This is a genomic window from Pseudomonas sp. JDS08PS003 (assembly GCF_045013505.1).
Lineage (GTDB): Bacteria > Pseudomonadota > Gammaproteobacteria > Pseudomonadales > Pseudomonadaceae > Aquipseudomonas > Aquipseudomonas protegens_B.
Genome location: NZ_CP120724.1, coordinates 690,162 through 705,726, shown reverse-complemented (window position 1 = coordinate 705,726; position 15,565 = coordinate 690,162). Strand labels below are relative to the sequence as shown.

General features: G+C 61.7%; 14 protein-coding genes. 5 read left to right on the top strand and 9 right to left on the bottom strand.

The window, feature by feature from the left end; genetic code table 11:
* Nucleotides 1–79: 79 nt before the first annotated feature.
* The 4 genes from P7C00_RS03185 (at nt 80) to P7C00_RS03170 (ending at nt 3,547) form a co-directional block, all read left to right on the top strand.
* Nucleotides 80–412, top strand: coding sequence for a multidrug efflux SMR transporter (locus P7C00_RS03185; RefSeq protein WP_011058907.1), 333 nt, complete (start codon nt 80–82; stop codon nt 410–412).
* A gap of 137 nt (nt 413–549) precedes the next feature.
* Entirely contained in the window at nt 550–1,725 is a 1,176-nt protein-coding gene (locus P7C00_RS03180) for an NAD(P)/FAD-dependent oxidoreductase (protein WP_404938122.1), read from the top strand.
* A complete protein-coding gene (locus tag P7C00_RS03175; RefSeq protein WP_404938121.1) occupies nt 1,722–2,534 on the top strand; it encodes an aldo/keto reductase in 813 nt (270 codons plus the stop codon). Before P7C00_RS03180 ends, P7C00_RS03175 begins: the two co-directional genes overlap by 4 nt.
* Before the next feature lie 41 nt (nt 2,535–2,575).
* Nucleotides 2,576–3,547, top strand: a complete 972-nt coding sequence (locus P7C00_RS03170; RefSeq protein ID WP_404938120.1) for a metal ABC transporter ATPase — start codon at nt 2,576–2,578, stop codon at nt 3,545–3,547.
* Between the two features lie 48 nt (nt 3,548–3,595).
* Here the strand turns inward: P7C00_RS03170 and hldE are convergent, their stop codons facing one another.
* From hldE to msbA, 4 genes are all read right to left on the bottom strand, one after another.
* Entirely contained in the window at nt 3,596–5,029 is a 1,434-nt protein-coding gene (hldE, locus tag P7C00_RS03165) for a bifunctional D-glycero-beta-D-manno-heptose-7-phosphate kinase/D-glycero-beta-D-manno-heptose 1-phosphate adenylyltransferase HldE (RefSeq protein WP_346634533.1), read from the bottom strand.
* 102 nt (nt 5,030–5,131) lie between these two features.
* Nucleotides 5,132–5,743, bottom strand: a complete 612-nt coding sequence (gene cysC, locus P7C00_RS03160; protein WP_346634532.1) for an adenylyl-sulfate kinase — start codon at nt 5,741–5,743, stop codon at nt 5,132–5,134.
* Nucleotides 5,736–6,440 (bottom strand): sulfotransferase family 2 domain-containing protein, encoded by a 705-nt coding sequence (locus P7C00_RS03155; protein WP_346634531.1) that lies wholly within the window; start codon nt 6,438–6,440, stop codon nt 5,736–5,738. The genes cysC and P7C00_RS03155 overlap by 8 nt, the downstream gene beginning before the upstream one ends.
* A gap of 190 nt (nt 6,441–6,630) precedes the next feature.
* Nucleotides 6,631–8,436 carry a lipid A export permease/ATP-binding protein MsbA gene (gene msbA / locus P7C00_RS03150; protein WP_346634530.1) on the bottom strand — a complete coding sequence of 602 codons (1,806 nt, stop codon included), beginning with the start codon at nt 8,434–8,436 and terminating at the stop codon, nt 6,631–6,633.
* Nucleotides 8,437–8,592: 156 nt separating this feature from the next.
* On the opposite strand from msbA, the gene P7C00_RS03145 reads away from it, so the two are divergent.
* Complete coding sequence (locus P7C00_RS03145) at nt 8,593–10,455, top strand: O-antigen ligase family protein (protein WP_404938119.1); 1,863 nt, start codon at nt 8,593–8,595, stop codon at nt 10,453–10,455.
* Nucleotides 10,456–10,538: 83 nt separating this feature from the next.
* Here P7C00_RS03145 and P7C00_RS03140 read toward each other — a convergent pair whose 3' ends face one another.
* The 5 genes from P7C00_RS03140 to P7C00_RS03120 are packed head-to-tail and all read right to left on the bottom strand — an operon-like array spanning nt 10,539 to nt 15,558.
* Nucleotides 10,539–11,159, bottom strand: a complete 621-nt coding sequence (locus tag P7C00_RS03140; protein ID WP_404938118.1) for a CatB-related O-acetyltransferase — start codon at nt 11,157–11,159, stop codon at nt 10,539–10,541.
* A 15-nt stretch (nt 11,160–11,174) separates the two neighbouring features.
* A complete protein-coding gene (locus P7C00_RS03135; RefSeq protein WP_346634527.1) occupies nt 11,175–12,059 on the bottom strand; it encodes a glycosyltransferase in 885 nt (294 codons plus the stop codon).
* Nucleotides 12,059–13,210, bottom strand: coding sequence for a glycosyltransferase (locus P7C00_RS03130; protein ID WP_346634526.1), 1,152 nt, complete (start codon nt 13,208–13,210; stop codon nt 12,059–12,061). The genes P7C00_RS03135 and P7C00_RS03130 overlap by 1 nt, the downstream gene beginning before the upstream one ends.
* The gene (locus P7C00_RS03125) at nt 13,207–14,091 is read right to left on the bottom strand and encodes a DUF6625 family protein (RefSeq protein ID WP_346634525.1); all 885 of its coding nucleotides are present in this window, start codon (nt 14,089–14,091) and stop codon (nt 13,207–13,209) included. The genes P7C00_RS03130 and P7C00_RS03125 overlap by 4 nt, the downstream gene beginning before the upstream one ends.
* A 54-nt stretch (nt 14,092–14,145) precedes the next feature.
* Entirely contained in the window at nt 14,146–15,558 is a 1,413-nt protein-coding gene (locus P7C00_RS03120) for a PIG-L family deacetylase (RefSeq protein ID WP_346634524.1), read from the bottom strand.
* Nucleotides 15,559–15,565: the final 7 nt, after the last annotated feature.

Sequence of the window (15,565 nt, the reverse complement as noted above, 5' to 3'; positions counted from 1 at the left end):
GGTAATGACTTTACCCCATCTGATCAGCCTCTAGAATGCCGACCTCAGAAAAGCAGCCCCAGACACGAGGAACCCTCCCATGAACGCTTACTACTACCTGGCTATCGCCATCTGCGCGGAAGTAATTGCCACTGTTTCAATGAAAGCGGTCAAGGGCTTGAGCACACCGCTGCCCCTGGCGCTGATCATCGTCGGCTACGGCGTGGCCTTCTGGATGTTGACCCTGGTGGTGCGCACCGTCCCGGTAGGCGTGGCCTATGCAGTGTGGGCCGGCATGGGCATCGTCATGGTCAGCATCGCCGCGCTGTTTCTTTACGGTCAGAAGCTGGATATCCCGGCCATGCTCGGCATGGCGCTGATCGTCCTTGGGGTCGTGGTGATCCAGCTGTTCTCGAAAACCGCCGGGCACTGACCCTCGCCTCATGCAGGAGCCGGCTTGCCGGCGAACAGCCCACCCCGTGACAACCTGTCACGCGGTTCGCCCGGCCGCTCCTACAGATTCATGAGCCTGTATACTGCGCCTCTCGTTTTGAACACTGAGGTCGCTGCATGCCATCCGCTATTTCCACCGATGTGCTGATTGTCGGCGCAGGCGTCGCCGGTCTCTGGCTCAACGCCCGCCTGCGGCGCCAGGGCTTTTCCACTGTGCTGGTGGAAAGCGCCAGCCTCGGTGGCGGACAGAGCGTGAAATCCCAGGGGATCATCCACGGAGGCGCCAAATACGCCCTGCATGGCGCCCTCACCGGTGCTTCGGAAGCCATTGCCGACATGCCGCGGCGCTGGCGCGAAGCCCTGGCCGGCACCGGCGAGCTGGACCTGTCCGGCGTGCGCCTGCTGTCCGAGGCCCACTACCTCTGGTCACCTGGCACTCTGGCCGGCAACCTCACCAGCTTCTTTGCCAGCAAGGCCGTGCGCGGCCGGGTCGATCAGGTCAAGGGCGAGCAACTGCCCCCGGCCCTGCAGGACAAGCGCTTCAAAGGCAAGGTCTATCGCCTGGCTGAACTGGTAGTGGATGTGCCCAGCGTCATCCAGCGTCTGGCGGACCTGGGCGGCGACAGCCTGCTGGCCGGGCAGAAAATCGAACCTCTGCTGGAAAATGATCAACTGGTGGGCCTGCGGGTCGATGAGCGCGAGATTCGCGCGCAACGCATCGTCCTCAGCGCCGGCGCCGGCAATGCCGACCTGCTCAAGGCCGTCGGCCTGAGCCAGCCGGCCATGCAACGACGTCCGTTGCACATGGTGCTGGTCAAGGGACCGAGCCTGAAACCCCTGTACGCCCATTGCCTGGGTGGCGGCCCCAAACCCCGGATCACCGTCACCACTCACCCAGCTGCCGATGGTCAGTGGGTCTGGTACCTGGGTGGCGACATCGCCGAGGCCGAAGGCGTGGCCCGGGAACCAGCGGCGCAGATCGCTGCAGCCCGCAAAGAGCTTTCTCAGTTGCTGCCCTGGGTCGATCTGAGCCAAGCGCAATGGGCCACCTTGCGGGTGGACCGGGCCGAGCCGGCGCAATCGGGGCTGACTCGGCCGGACAACGCCTACCTCGCCGAGCAGGATCGCCTGCTGGTGGGCTGGCCGACCAAACTGGCCCTGGCGCCGGACTTCGCCGATCGAGTCCTCGCAGCCCTGGAGCGCGACGGCATTCGTCCAGGCCACAGTGATCCCCTCCCCCCCCTGCCCAAGCCCCCCCTGGCACAACCGGCCTGGGAGCAACTGCTGCCATGAGCCAGCCAACCCTGCACCACCTGCATCGCCCCATCGGCAGCACCGGACTGATGGTTTCGCCCCTGGGCCTGGGCACGGTCAAGCTTGGCCGCGACCAAGGGGTGAAGTACCCCAGCGGTTTCCAGATTCCGGATGACCAGGAAGCCCGCATGCTGCTCAAGCTGACCCGCGACCTGGGCATCAACCTGATCGACACCGCCCCCGCCTACGGCCGCAGCGAAGAGCGCCTGGGCCCCCTGCTACGCGGCCAGCGCCAGGAATGGGTGATCGTCAGCAAGGTCGGTGAAGAGTTTGCCCACGGCGTGTCCCGCCACGACTTCAGTGCCGCTCACACCCGACTGTCCGTGGAACGCAGCCTGCAACGCCTGGAAACCGACTTCATCGACCTGGTGCTGGTGCATTCCGACGGCAACGACTTGGCCATTCTCGACCACAGCGAGGTCTACCTGACCCTGGCGCAGCTCAAGCAAGAGGGCAAGATCCGCGGCTTCGGCTTCTCCGGCAAAACCGTCGATGGCGGCTTGAAGGCTCTGGAGCAAGGCGATTGCGCCATGGTTACCTACAATCTGAACGAACAGGCTGAGCGGGCGGTCATTGACTATGCCGCCGCCCACCACAAAGGCATCCTGGTGAAAAAGGCCCTGGCCAGCGGCCACGCCTGCCTGAGCCCGGGCATCGATCCGGTGCGGGCCAGCTTCGAACTGCTGTTTGACCGGCCCGGTGTTGCCAGTGCTATTGTCGGGACCATCAATCCGTTACACCTGGCCCATAACGTGGCGACCGTGGCACAGGTTCTAGGCAAAAACTGATGCCGCCGACGCGGCCGACCCCGACGCAAGAAGGAGCCGAGATGTCGCGACCGCTGATTAGAAAGAATCCCAGCAACTTCAAGACCCTGCCCCTGTTCGTCGAAGCGACTCCCGAAGGCCTCTGCTACCAGAGCGTCGGGATGCCGCTGAACTTCGCTCAGACCTTGCAGCGCCGACGCGCAGTGACGGTAGCCGACAACGAAAGGTTTGCCTTGGAACTGGCCAACCTCGGGGTTTCGGTACGCCTGACCCTGCACTGGCAGAACCGTGACTACTGGGTGCTGGTGCGCCAGCGACGCCAGGACCGCGGTGACGTGGTGCTCAAGCTGATCTCCGGCTACGTGCCCGCCCATGAACTGAACCTGCCGCTGCACACGGCCATCCAGGAAATCGCCGAGGAATGCCTGCTGGAAACCCCGGAAGGCTGGCTCGGCGGGCGCTTCAACGACACTTGGCTACCCGCCCCTTACGCCGGGGCCCTGCATTACCGCGAGGCTCTGCCCTTTCGCCTGACTCCGCTGTCCGGAGCCGCGCGACCGGTACGCTGCGCCAACCTGCAACTGCTGGAGCGACCCCGGGCCTATGTGCACCTGCCCACCGCCTCCTTGCAACTGATCTACGACCTGCGCCTGGACGTCCCCAAGGAAGCCAAGTCGCTGAGCCTGTTCCACGTAGACGAGCGGCTGGAGGGAGACCAGTTGGTGGCGCGGCTGGACCGCAAGCGTCCGGATCTCTACCTGATGCCCCTGGACAATGGCCAGCCCTGCGCCGAGCTGTACACCTTGAAGAAAGACCAACTGCACCCGGCCAGCACCCGCGGCCTGTACCTGGCGGAAAGCTTCGCCCAGCAGGACGGCTGGGTGGTGCGTGAGGAGCGGATTCGCTGGAAGGACTGGCTCAGGCAACGAGGCCTGAGCGAACCGGAAAAGGACTCGAAACTTTCGCGCCTGACCGGCAAGGCCCGGCAGATCCTGCGCAAGATGGTTCCCGCCAAGGCCAGGCGCCAAGGCTGAGGCAAAAAAAAGCGCCTGGAACAGGCGCCTTTTTTCAGACTGTAGCCGTTACTGGGCCTTGTCGGTCTTGCGGATCTTCTCGACGATGGCGGTGGTGGAGCTGTTCTCCACCAATCCCAGCACCTTCACCGTACCGCCGTAGGCCGTGACGATATCGGCGCCTACCACCTGATCGATGCCGTAGTCACCGCCCTTGACCAGCACGTCCGGGCGGACTTGGGACAGCAGGTTTTCCGGAGTGCCTTCAGGGAAGCTGATCACCCAGTCCACGGCTCCCAGCCCCGCCAGCACCGCCATGCGCCGGTCGACACTGTTGATCGGACGTCCAGGCCCCTTCAGGCGGCTGACCGAAGCATCGTCGTTGATCGCCACGATCAATCGGTCACCTTGGGCCCGGGCCTGCTCAAGGTAGGTCACATGCCCGGCATGGAGGATGTCGAAGCAGCCATTGGTGAACACGATCTTCTCGTTGTGCGCCCGGGCATCATCGATGGCCAGCAACAGCTGGTCGAGACTCAGGACGCCACGCTCGGAACCTTCCTCGCGCTGGATCGCCCGACGCAGCTCCGGTGCACTGATGGCCGCCGTACCCAGCTTGCCGACCACAATGCCCGCGGCCAGATTGGCCAGGCCCACGGCGTGGGGCAGCTCTTCACCGGCGGCAATCGCTGCCGCCAGGGTGGAGATCACGGTATCACCGGCCCCGGTGACGTCGAACACTTCACGGGCACGGGCCGGCAGATGCAGGGCCGGATGCTCCGGACGCAGCAGGGTCATGCCGTGCTCGCCACGGGTCACCAGCAGTGCCCCCAGCTCCAGATCGTGCATGAGCTTGGCGCCCTTGCTCACCAGCTCGTGCTCGTCGGCGCAGCCGCCGACGATGGTTTCGAACTCGTTGAGGTTCGGCGTAATCAGGCTGGCACCACGGTAGATGGAGAAATCCTTGCCCTTGGGGTCCGCCAGCACCGGAATGCCACGGGCCCGCGCGGCCGCGATCAGCACCTGGTGGTTGCGCAGAGCGCCTTTGCCGTAGTCGGACAGCACCAGCACCTTGATGCCATCGAGCAGAGCGTCAACCTCGGCCGCCAGGGCCAGGGCGTCGGTGGCGAAGGGTTCTTCAAAATCGATGCGCAGCAGCTGTTGGTGACGGCTCATGACCCGCAGCTTGACGATGGTCGGCTGGTGGGCAATGCGCTGGAACAGTGCACGTACACCCGCACCTTGCAGGCTGTTAGCCAGGCTGTCGGCAGCCTCATCATCACCGGTCACGCCCACCAGGGAAGCAGGCGCACCGAGGGCGGCGATGTTCAGGGCAACGTTGGCGGCACCGCCCGGGCGGTCCTCGATCTGCTCGACCTTGACCACCGGCACCGGCGCCTCAGGGGAAATCCGTGAGGTACCACCATGCCAGTAACGGTCGAGCATGACATCGCCGACCACCAAGACAGGGGCTTGATCGAATCGCGGCATGGACAACTTCATGGAGCATCCCACATACAAAATGAACAGGGGCGCGATATTAACACAGGGTTGGCGCCGCCTAGTTCTATGCCTTGAGTGAGGCCTGCGAAGATTTCCTGCGGTTCATTTGCGCGGCAACAGTTGCAGCAGCCGGCGGATCGCCTCCGGCAACTCCACGCTGGAGGTATCGATCTCGCAATCGGCTTGCAGTGGCGCTTCATAGGGACTGTCGAGGCCGGTGAAATCCTTGATACGGCCCTCCAGGGCCGCCTGATACAGGCCCTTGGGGTCGCGCCGGGCACAGGCATCGAACGGTGTGCTGATGTACACCTCGATAAACTGTCCGGCCCCGAACAGCGCCCGGGCAGCATCACGCTCGGCGCGAAACGGTGAAATCGCCGACACGATCACCAGCAGCCCAGCCTCCACCATCAGTCGCGCCACCTCGGCCATGCGGCGGATGTTTTCCTTGCGCGCCTCTGCCCCCATTCCCAGGTCACGGCACAGGCCACTGCGCACATTGTCGCCATCGAGGACGAAGGTATGCATGCCCAACTCGTTGAGGCGCAGTTCCAACAGGTTGGCCAGGGTCGACTTGCCGGCCCCCGACAAGCCGGTCAGCCAAAGGCAACAGGGCTTCTGCTGCTTGAGCGCGGCCCGGGCCTCGATGGACAGCGACAGGCTGTAGGGGCGGATCTGTAGTTGTTCCTGAGGTGCACAAGCGAGCTTATTCATAACCCAGCATCTCGTAGTCGCGTTGATAGACACGGCGCACCAGGCGACGAGTGCGTACCGAGCAGAATTCCCTGACAGGCGTGGTGCGGCGTTGTGCAGTGCCGTTGACGTGGGGCAGTTGGGCATCGACCCCCAACTGCTGGCACAGCAGCTGGAAGTCACGTTGCAGGTGCTCCTGATAGCCGACGAAGTCCAGGGCCAGGCGCCCCAGGGAGTCGGTGAGGAAGTCGCTCTGGGGCGCAAAATGCATCTGCCTGTGAATATTCTCCGAATGCAGCCAGCGGCCGACGAAGTCGTCGAAGTCCCGGTAGTGCGTCACCAGACTCTGGGCCGCCTGATCCCGTCGCCCCAGGCGGTTGCCCCGTAAAAAGGCATAGGCCGAGTAGGCACGTTCCAGGGGATCACGGACGAAGGCGAACTTGAAACTGCTGGAAAACGCCTGTGGGAACTGTTGCTCATACCAGTACAGCGGCAGGTGACCCGGCATCCAGCCATCGAACAAGGCCGAGCAGACGCTGCTGCCGGCACACTTGGGAACGTGGATAAACAGGCAGGAATGACGGGCAAAAGCATCGGGAAAACGCACATTGGCGGACATGGACTTGTTCACCACCTGACGATCCACCACCGACAGGCGACCCAACAGGAAATGACGCTGGGTCTTGGGTAATAACTTCCACACAAAACGTTGCAGCATTGCGATACCCACGCGAGAAGGATGGCCCTCTCGATCCGTTCGAAGATTCAGGCGGGAACCATAACAAGCGAGAAACGCAGAATTATTTAGCCTTGGTCAAGACTGTAAGGCGGGTTATACAAATGATGCCAAGGTGCCTTGCACACCCTGGAGGCTCCGGGGAGCGAGCGGGCCCGCTCCCCGGGAAGACTCAGGCGATACCGCTGGGTGCGGGCTCTTCCAGGCCCATGGCATGCAACCGCGAGTAGTAGCCATTCTGGGCCAGCAACTGGGCGTGAGTGCCGCGCTCGACAATCCGTCCCTGATCCATGACCAGGATCATGTCCGCCTTCTCGATAGTGGACAGACGGTGCGCGATCACCAGGGTGGTGCGTCCCTTCATGACCTTGTCCAGGGCGGCCTGGATATGCCGCTCGGACTCGGTGTCCAGGGCCGAGGTGGCCTCGTCGAGAATCAGCAGCGGTGCATTCTTCAACAAGGCCCGGGCAATCGCCAGGCGCTGACGCTGGCCACCTGAAAGCAGCACGCCGTTCTCCCCGACCTGAGTGTCGAGGCCTTCTGGCAACTGGGCGATAAAGTCCATGGCATAGGCGTCGGCCGCTGCTTTTTCGATGTCCGCCCGTGGTGCGCCGGCCAGATCGCCATAGGCAATGTTATTGGCCACGGTGTCGCTGAACAGGGTGACGTGCTGGGTAACCTGAGCGATATGCCGGCGCAGGTTCAACAGACGGTAATCTTCGACCTCGGTGCCATCCAGGAGGATCTGGCCCTTGTCGTGGTGATAGAAGCGCGGGATCAGGTTGGCCAGGGTCGACTTGCCGCTGCCGGAACGCCCCACCAGGGCGACCATTTTTCCCGGCTCGACGCTGAAACTGATGTCATCCAGCACCTGACGCTCAGTACCAGGATAAGTGAAACTCAGGTTACGCACTTCCAAGTGCCCACTGATGCTGGCGTGCTCCACCGTGCCACGATCGACCTCAGGTTCGACGTCCAACTGTTCGAAGATGCTTTCCGCACCGGCCACGCCTTTCTGGATGGTGGAGCTGACTTCCGACAGCTGACGGATCGGCTTGGGCAGCAGCCCGGCCATGGTGATGTAAGCCACCATTTCCCCCGCCGACGCATCGCCACGCAGGTACAGGACCAGGAACATCAGCACCGCCATGGCGCTGTAGATCACCAGTTGCAGCAGCGGCGTGTAGATCGCGCCGGTGCGGGTCATGCGCAGTTGCTTGTCGGTGTTGCCCTGGCTGGCTGCCAGAAAGCGCTGCTGCTCATAGGTCTCGCCGCCAAAGCTGCGCACCACCCGATAGCCCTGGATGGTTTCCGAGGCAACGTGGGTCACGTCGCCCATGGCAACCTGGATCTTCTTGCTTTGCTTGCGGAATTTCTTGCTGGCGGTACGCACCATGATCGCAATCAGCGGCAGGATGGCAATCATCACCAGGGTCAGGCGCCAGTTCATCCATAACAGCGAGGCGAACAGGAAGATCACCGTCATGCCTTCGCGGATCACCACCTTGATCGCATCTGTCGCCGCCCCCGTGACCATGGTCACGTTGAACGTGATCCGCGAGATCAGGTGTCCGGAGTTGTGCTTGTCGAAGTAGCGATTGGGCAGGGTCAGCAGGTTGTTGAACAACTGCACCCGCAGGTCATGCACCAACCCCAGGGAAACCTTGGCCAGGAAGTAGTTCCCCAAGTAGGAGCCCAGGCCCTGCCAGGCAGCGATCAGCACGATCAACAGCGGCACCGCCTGCAGCAACCGCATGTCTCGCAAGTAGGGCACAGTGGGAAACAGCGCAGCCTCGGGATTGGACAGGCCATCGACGAAATACTTGAGGATGTAGCCGAGCATGGGCTGGGTCGAAGCGAAGATCAGGAACCCGACGATGCTGATGAGAAACAGACCAATATAGGGCCGCACATAGCCAAGCAGACGGAAGTAGATTTTCAAGCTCGAGGGGCTTGCGCTGGGACTGGAGTCGGTCATATCACGGGAATGTCGTCAAAAAGGAGGCTGACTTTAGCACAGCTTGTTCGAGGTACCGGCACTCCCAAGGGGCCGAGATTGTTCAGCTGACCAACGACACCGCCCGGTATTAATCGTTATGATTGCCAGCTTAACTTCCGGGATGAACGTCTAAGCATGCAACCCAATGCTCTTCGCAACACGTCGAATCGAGTATTCGATTTCATTTGCCTGTGGATTCTGCCGCTAGGGTATCTATTACTGCTCTGCGCGCTGTTTTTCCTCCCCGGCCGCAGCCTGTTGCACAAGCTGTACTACGGCCTGTTCAGCATCCCGACGCTGATTGCCCTATGCATACGCCCCAGCGAACTGAAAGGACTGCTGCGCGAACCTATCTTCATCGCCATGCTGCTGTTCTGTACCTGGGCCATCGCCAGCCTGGCCTGGAGCCCGCCGGTCGACAGCGTGCTGGGAGAGATCAAGACCCCTTTGCATACGCTGATGCTGTTTGCCGGCTGTACCCTGCTGGTTCGCTATCGCAATGACATATTGCAGCCACTGATCTTCTGCGCGGCGATCGTTGCCCTGCTCGCCTCGATCTTCAATCTGTATGTCTTCGTTCGCTACCACACCCCCGATCTGCGCATGGTGGGTGCCGGAGCCTTTGACAATCCGCTGCTGAGCTCCCACGTCTTCGGGTTCTTCTGCGTCTACTGGCTGAGCCTGAGCATGACCTGTCGCCGCTACCAGATGCTCTGGCTGAGCATTCCGGCAATGGCCATCATGTTTGCCGCACTGATTGCCACCGGTTCCAGGACGCCCTTGGTGGCGCTGACCCTGGCCGCTCTCTGGCTGAGCTTCATCAGCTGGAACCGTCGCTCGTTGATGCTGCTTGCGGGCATGGCAGTAGGCGGCGCGGCGGTCCTGCTCATGTTCTCGCAGATGCTTCTGGAGCGTGGCAGCTCTTCGCGCTTCGACCTCTGGCGCCTGGCGCTGGAACAGATCGTCAATCATCCCTGGATCGGTCATGGCTATAACGCCAGCCTGTCCCTGGACCCGGGTATCGGCTTCCTCCTGGAGGAGCCACACAACTTTGCCCTGGGGGTTCTCTACTATGTGGGCATCTTCGGCCTGCTGCCGTGGCTGTTCATGCAGGCCTGGGCCCTGCTCAAGAGCTGGCAGCTTCGCGCCACCCCCTTGCTGATCCTGGCTTCCAGCTGGTTGGTCTTTGGTATTGGCGCCGGTCTGACAGAAGGCGGCGGGATTCTTTCGCGTCCAAAGGAGCACTGGTTCCTGCTGTGGATCCCCCTGGCCCTGATCGCTGCCCTGTGCATTCACCAGCGCGCCAAACGTTCGCCGCCCCTGCAGGTAGCCTCACTGACCCCGGCCGCAGCCGAACAACTGCTCGCCAATGCCCAGGTCATCGAAGCCGATGGCCTGGGGCCCAAGGTCCTGCGTCTGGAGGATGGCAGTTTCTTCAAGCTGTTCCGCCCTCGTCGCTGGTACACCTCAGGAGGGTTCAACCCCTACTCCGAGCGCTTTGCCGCAAACAGCGAGCAATTACGTGATCTGGGCATTATCACCCCGGTCATCCTGGGCCTGTACCGACTTGCCGACGGCAGCAACGCCGTGCGCTACCAGCCACTGCCTGGGCAGACCCTGCGCCAGCGCCTGCAATTGGCAGGCTCGGCAGACGAGCGCGCGCAGCTGATCAAGGACTTCGGTACGTTCATGGCACGACTGCATGAACAAGGGGTGTACTTTCGCTCGCTGCATCTGGCCAATGTGCTGGTGCTGGAGAATGGCGAGTTCGGCCTGATCGATCTTGCCGATCTGCGGGTTTACCCCTCCTCACTGAGAACTTCACTGCGCCAGCGCAATCTGCGACACATGCAGCGCTATACCGAAGATCGTGGCTGGCTGTTCAAGGAGCACCTGAACGCACTACAGGCCGGTTATGCCCTGCCCACCTCGATGTCCCGTGCAACCGGCCTGCTCAAGCAACTGCCTGCGAGCGACGAGCGCCAAGGCGCCCACTGAAGCCCTGCACACCCACATCCGTACCTTGGTAGCCGCACAAGGCTGCCAGGGTATCGGGGCACAGGGGATTGAGCCGCTGAACGTCAGGCCTGACGCTGCCGGGCATAGGCCAGGAAGGCGTCGATATCATCGCTGCACAGCTTGTCGGCAAGCCCGTGCAACTCGGCTTCCGGCCAGTCCCACCAGGCACTCTGCAACAACTGCTGGCGCTGTTCTTCGGGGAAGCGCCACCGCAGGAAGCGCGCCGGATTGCCACCGACCACCGCATAGGGCTCCACATCCTTGGTGACCAAGGCCCCCGCCGCGACAATCGCGCCATGGCCAATGGTCACACCGGACAACAGTGTGCTGTTGGAGCACAACCACACATCACTGCCCACCCGCACATCGCCATTGGTGCCGGCATAACCGCTGATATGCGCGGCCTGGGGCAGCATTGCGGGAAAGGGATAGGTGCTGACCCAGTCCGCACGGTGGTGGCCACCGAGAAAAATCTGCACGCCTTCGGCGATCGAGCAGTAAGCGCCAATGCTCAGGGTCGAGCCTTCCTGCCAGTCATGCACCTCAGGCAAGCCATAACTGCCGCGGCCAATGCTGTAACCCGGATAACGCTGCTGGAAGCGCACCACGCCGCGTTCGATTTTCGGCAATTTGCGGATCGCACGCTTGGCGCGCTTTTCAAGAAAGCGTTGAATCCAGCCCATGCTCCGGCGCCCCCTTCAGTCTTTTTCCAGCGGCGAAAAATACAGACGACCCAGCCCACGCCAGGTTTTCTTGTTCCAGGCCTTGAACGGGATCTGCGACAACAATTCACGAGCCAGTTTCCGATCGCGGTTTGACACCTTGAGGAACATCGAGCTGAGGAACTTGTAGCGCACCTCCTCGTACAGCGGATGCTCACTGAACAAAGCGTAGGTGCGCAGGATGTTGTCGATCATGAAGCGGTGGTTCTTGTAGGAGTTGGTGGCGTGCTTGCGATAACGCGCCATCAATACGTTCAAGCCATCGATAAAGTAGCCCGCATGGGTGATCTTCAGCTCGATCAGCAAGTCCTCAAGGCGGATACTCGGGTCGAAACCACCGACCTTCTCCAGTGCCTCACGGCGAATCATCAACGTCGGCGCTGGCGGGTAAGGCTTGCGCTCAAGGAACATGTCATCGAAGTCCAGACGCCGGAACGGCACGTCACGGCGCTGGCGATTTTCGGGAAACAGGTTGCCATCGCTGTCGATCAACTCGATATTGCCGGCACAGATCCCGACTTCAGGCTTGCCGTCCAGGTACGCCACCTGGGTCGCGATACGCTCGGGCAGCATAATGTCGTCGGAGCCGAAGGGCACGATCAGGCTGCCTTTGGCCCGAGCGATGGCGCCATTGAGGGTATTGGTCAGCCCCTGATTCTGCTGGACGCGGAAGTCGAAACCATGCAACGCCTGCAAACGCCGGATACGCTCGACGCTGTCATCGCTTGAACCGTCATCCACAACCAGCAGTTCGATGTTCGAATAGGTCTGGTTGAGCACACTGAGAATGCTCTGCTCGATATAGGGCGCGTGGTTGTAGGAGGCGATGATTACCGTCACCACAGGTTGCTGGTCTGTCATTACTGCCTCTTGCCCGCCTGACTCAATCCCGAGTCAATCAATTGCAGGTACTCCTCGCGGAACACCTCGATATCATGTTCTTTCTGCAGATAGCGATACGCTTGCTGGCCCTTGTCGGCCAGCGCCTCATCGGAGAGCCCCAGGTAATTGTCCAGGGCCGCCTTCAGCGCCGGCACATTGGCCGGCTCCACCGCCAGGCCACCGGCCCCTTCGATCAGCGGCAGCATCGCCGGCACATTGGAAGCGATCACCGGCAACTGCCCGCTCATGCCCTCCAGCAGCGCCAGGCCCAAGCCTTCGGCCAGCGACGGCATGGTCCAGATGTCGAAGGCACGCACGTACTGCAGGGCGTTCTCCTTGAAGCCCAGCAGATGGGCCCGACCCTGCAGCCCCAGACGCTCGATCTCGGCGCGCAGATTGGCCTCTTCGCGCCCGGCGCCAATGATCGCCAGTTGAGTCTGTGGGTACTTGTCCTTGAGCTGAGCAAATGCCTGCAGCAGGTAAGTGTGGCCCTTGACTGGCACCAGGCGCCCCAGAGCGCCGATCAGGCGCACTGAAGGGTCCAACCCCAACAGTTCACGAGAGCGCTCGCGGGAATGCTGCAAGGCTTCGGCCTGTTCGATATCGATGGCGTTGGTGATCGCCCAGGTGTTCTGATCGGTGAAGCCGCACTGGCAATCCAGCAGGTACTGCTTGACCGCGGGCGACACACCGACAAAGCGCCAGTGCCGGTCGATCAGGCGCTGTGTCTGGCGCCGCCGGTAAAACCTGTCGTACTCACCAAAACCGTGGGAAATGCCGATGCACAGTGGGGCCTTCAACCAACGGTTGAGGGTCAACATCATGTTCACTGGCTTGAAGCGATTGCAGATCACCACGTCGAATTTTTCCTTGCGGCAGAACTGATACAGCCGCCACATGGCCCGCAGGCGCATGCCCTTGAGAGACTTGTCGGAAAATTCGAAATACACCGAATGCGCAGCCCGGCTTACCGGATCGTTCGGCCCGGGGCGCCCCCGCAGGAAGGCCGCGGTGACTTCATATCGCTCAGCCGGCAAAGCCTTGACAATCTGCTCGGCCAGATCGGCGAAGTCGTGAGACTTGACGTTGTAGTCCGGCTGCAGCTGCAGGACCTTGAAGCGCTGGCTCATAACTCTCCCCGATGAAAACCTGTGGCATCGATGACCCAGGACGACTCGCTGGCCAGGGCCTGGACTTCCTGGGCATCATGCTCCGGCAAGTCCGACCACTCATTGCGCTTCCAACACACAAAGTGGAAATACGGAAAACTGCGGGCGCCGTCGCGGTCATTGGTCAGATGCCCATCCTTCCAGTACCAGCGCGTCGGAAAATCACGACTGCCGTCATGCCAATCGATCACTCCGCCCGGCGTACTGAACGCCTCAGTGAACTCGCTGCGACGGCGCCATGGATTGAACTTGCCCACCAGCTTGAACAGCGGCTTCGGGAAGTTCTTGCGCCAGAGAAAAATCCGACTGAACGCCCCTTCATCCAGTGCGTGATGCTGCTGATCGGTAAAGCGCGTCTGCCAGTCCTTGATCTGCCTGAACAACTCAAGCTGGCGGGCGCTGTTGCGTATCAGGCACAAGTGCCCAGCGACGCGACGCTCGTGGGTGGAGAACAGGTCATACTTCGCCAGACGATCCGCGGTGAAGTAGGCCCGCAGGTCACCGTAGACCAGGTCGATATCGCCGAAAGCCCAGAAGTCGTAGCCCTCCAGCCGATCAATATGGATATACCCCATTGCTGGCCTGATATCACAGAGCTTGTAGGCCGCATTGGGCGCAAAATCGATGTTCAGGCGCTGGGATACCAAAGCGCAGTAATCAGCAAAGCTGATGCTTTCAAACTGGACGTTAGGCGGCAGATTCTCCGGAGTCCCGCAATCGCTGAAAAACAACCAGTCGATATCCGGATTGCGTCGGCAGCTTTCGAGAAAAAACGGCAGCCAGAATGGCCAGCGCCCGAAATAGGGCATGAGAAACAGGATTCGCGGGCGTGGATTGATCACAAAAGACTCGCTGTCAGGTTAGGGGCACAACAGATTCCTGTGTTTATGCCGGTTTTATCGCTGCCGCAACAGCCAGAACAGTTCGTGCCGCCGTACTGCCTTGCGAAAGAACTCATTCTCTCCCAGGGTCGAAGGCACTCTACTAGCCAGAAGCCATTGTATCGACCTGCGCAGACGCCGCTTGAACGGCATTCTCGGCTGCAGGTCATGCATCATGCCCAAGGCCATGGCCTTGTCATATTGCTCAACCTGGGACAGTGGCAAGCACCAGGGACGCAACACTGTCGTCGAATCGAACACCGGCGGCAAAGCAATGCCCGCCCCCGAATCGCCCATCGGCCAACGATCATTGTCATGCAGGTGATTGGCATAGCCGAGCACAGTGGTCGGTTGCCAGTCCAAGCCCTCCAGCGCCTGCATCACCGCCACCTGGGCGCAGATATGGTCGGGATGAGGGTCCAGTGACGGGTGCGGCAACACCAGCACTTCGGGCCGCGCCTTGAGGAGCAGCTCGCGCAGATCAGCCAACAGGTTGTCCCAGGTCGGCAACCCATCTCGATCGGCGGGCAGCGGGAACGGATTGAACTGGCGGAACAGGCGGATATCGCTCAACTGCGCCTCACGCGAGGCCACCGGCTGCTGCGCAGCGGCCTGCATGGCGGGTAGCTGCAGGCAGAAGTACCCCAGCTGCACGCACTGGGCTTCAGGCACTCCAGCCCAACGCGGCACGGCAATACTGTCCCAGGCCCGCAAGCGACCCTTGATTCGCGCCGCCTCAACTGGGTTCATACCCATGGCCTGATAATGCTCGGCCTCGATTTCCCCCGCTGTCAGGGTCACGATCCAGGCTTCGTCGGCCTGGCTGTACAAGCCAAAGGCTGCCAGTTCGGCATCGTCGGCATGGGGAGCGATCACCATCACTCGCTGGCGCCGGTAGTCGGGATCGCGCCAGGCCATCAACTGGGGCTGGACCCGAATCCGACAGAAACGCCCGCGCAGTTGCAGCTCGCCACCGATCAGGGGGCCAGCCAGGCCGCTAAGGTTGAGATAACGCAGGCCATTGACCCCACGCTCGAACGCTTGACGGTCGAGCGTTGGGCCGCCCAGCACTTCAATGGCCGGATCGAGAAAGCGTCCGATCCAGGAACTCTTGACCTGAACCCCGAGGATCAGCGTCTCATCCGCGGCCAGCTCCTGCGCCGAGTCTACCAGCAGGCGCCCCGCCTCCAGGCGCACTGCGACCTGCCGAGCCTCGTTGCCGAAGTCGTAGCAGTAGTCATCCTTGGGCGAGTAGAACAGGTGATCGGCAAACCAGGCCTCATGGGCCAGCCAGCCGAGAACGGCCAGCAGCAGCGGCAACCACCAGGCCACCAGCACGCCAATCAGCAGCAACAGCACCAGCCCCGCCAGCAGGGCGATTCGTTTATTGCGCCGGTGGCGCTTGAGCAGTTGCTGTTTGCGACTCATGGATGGA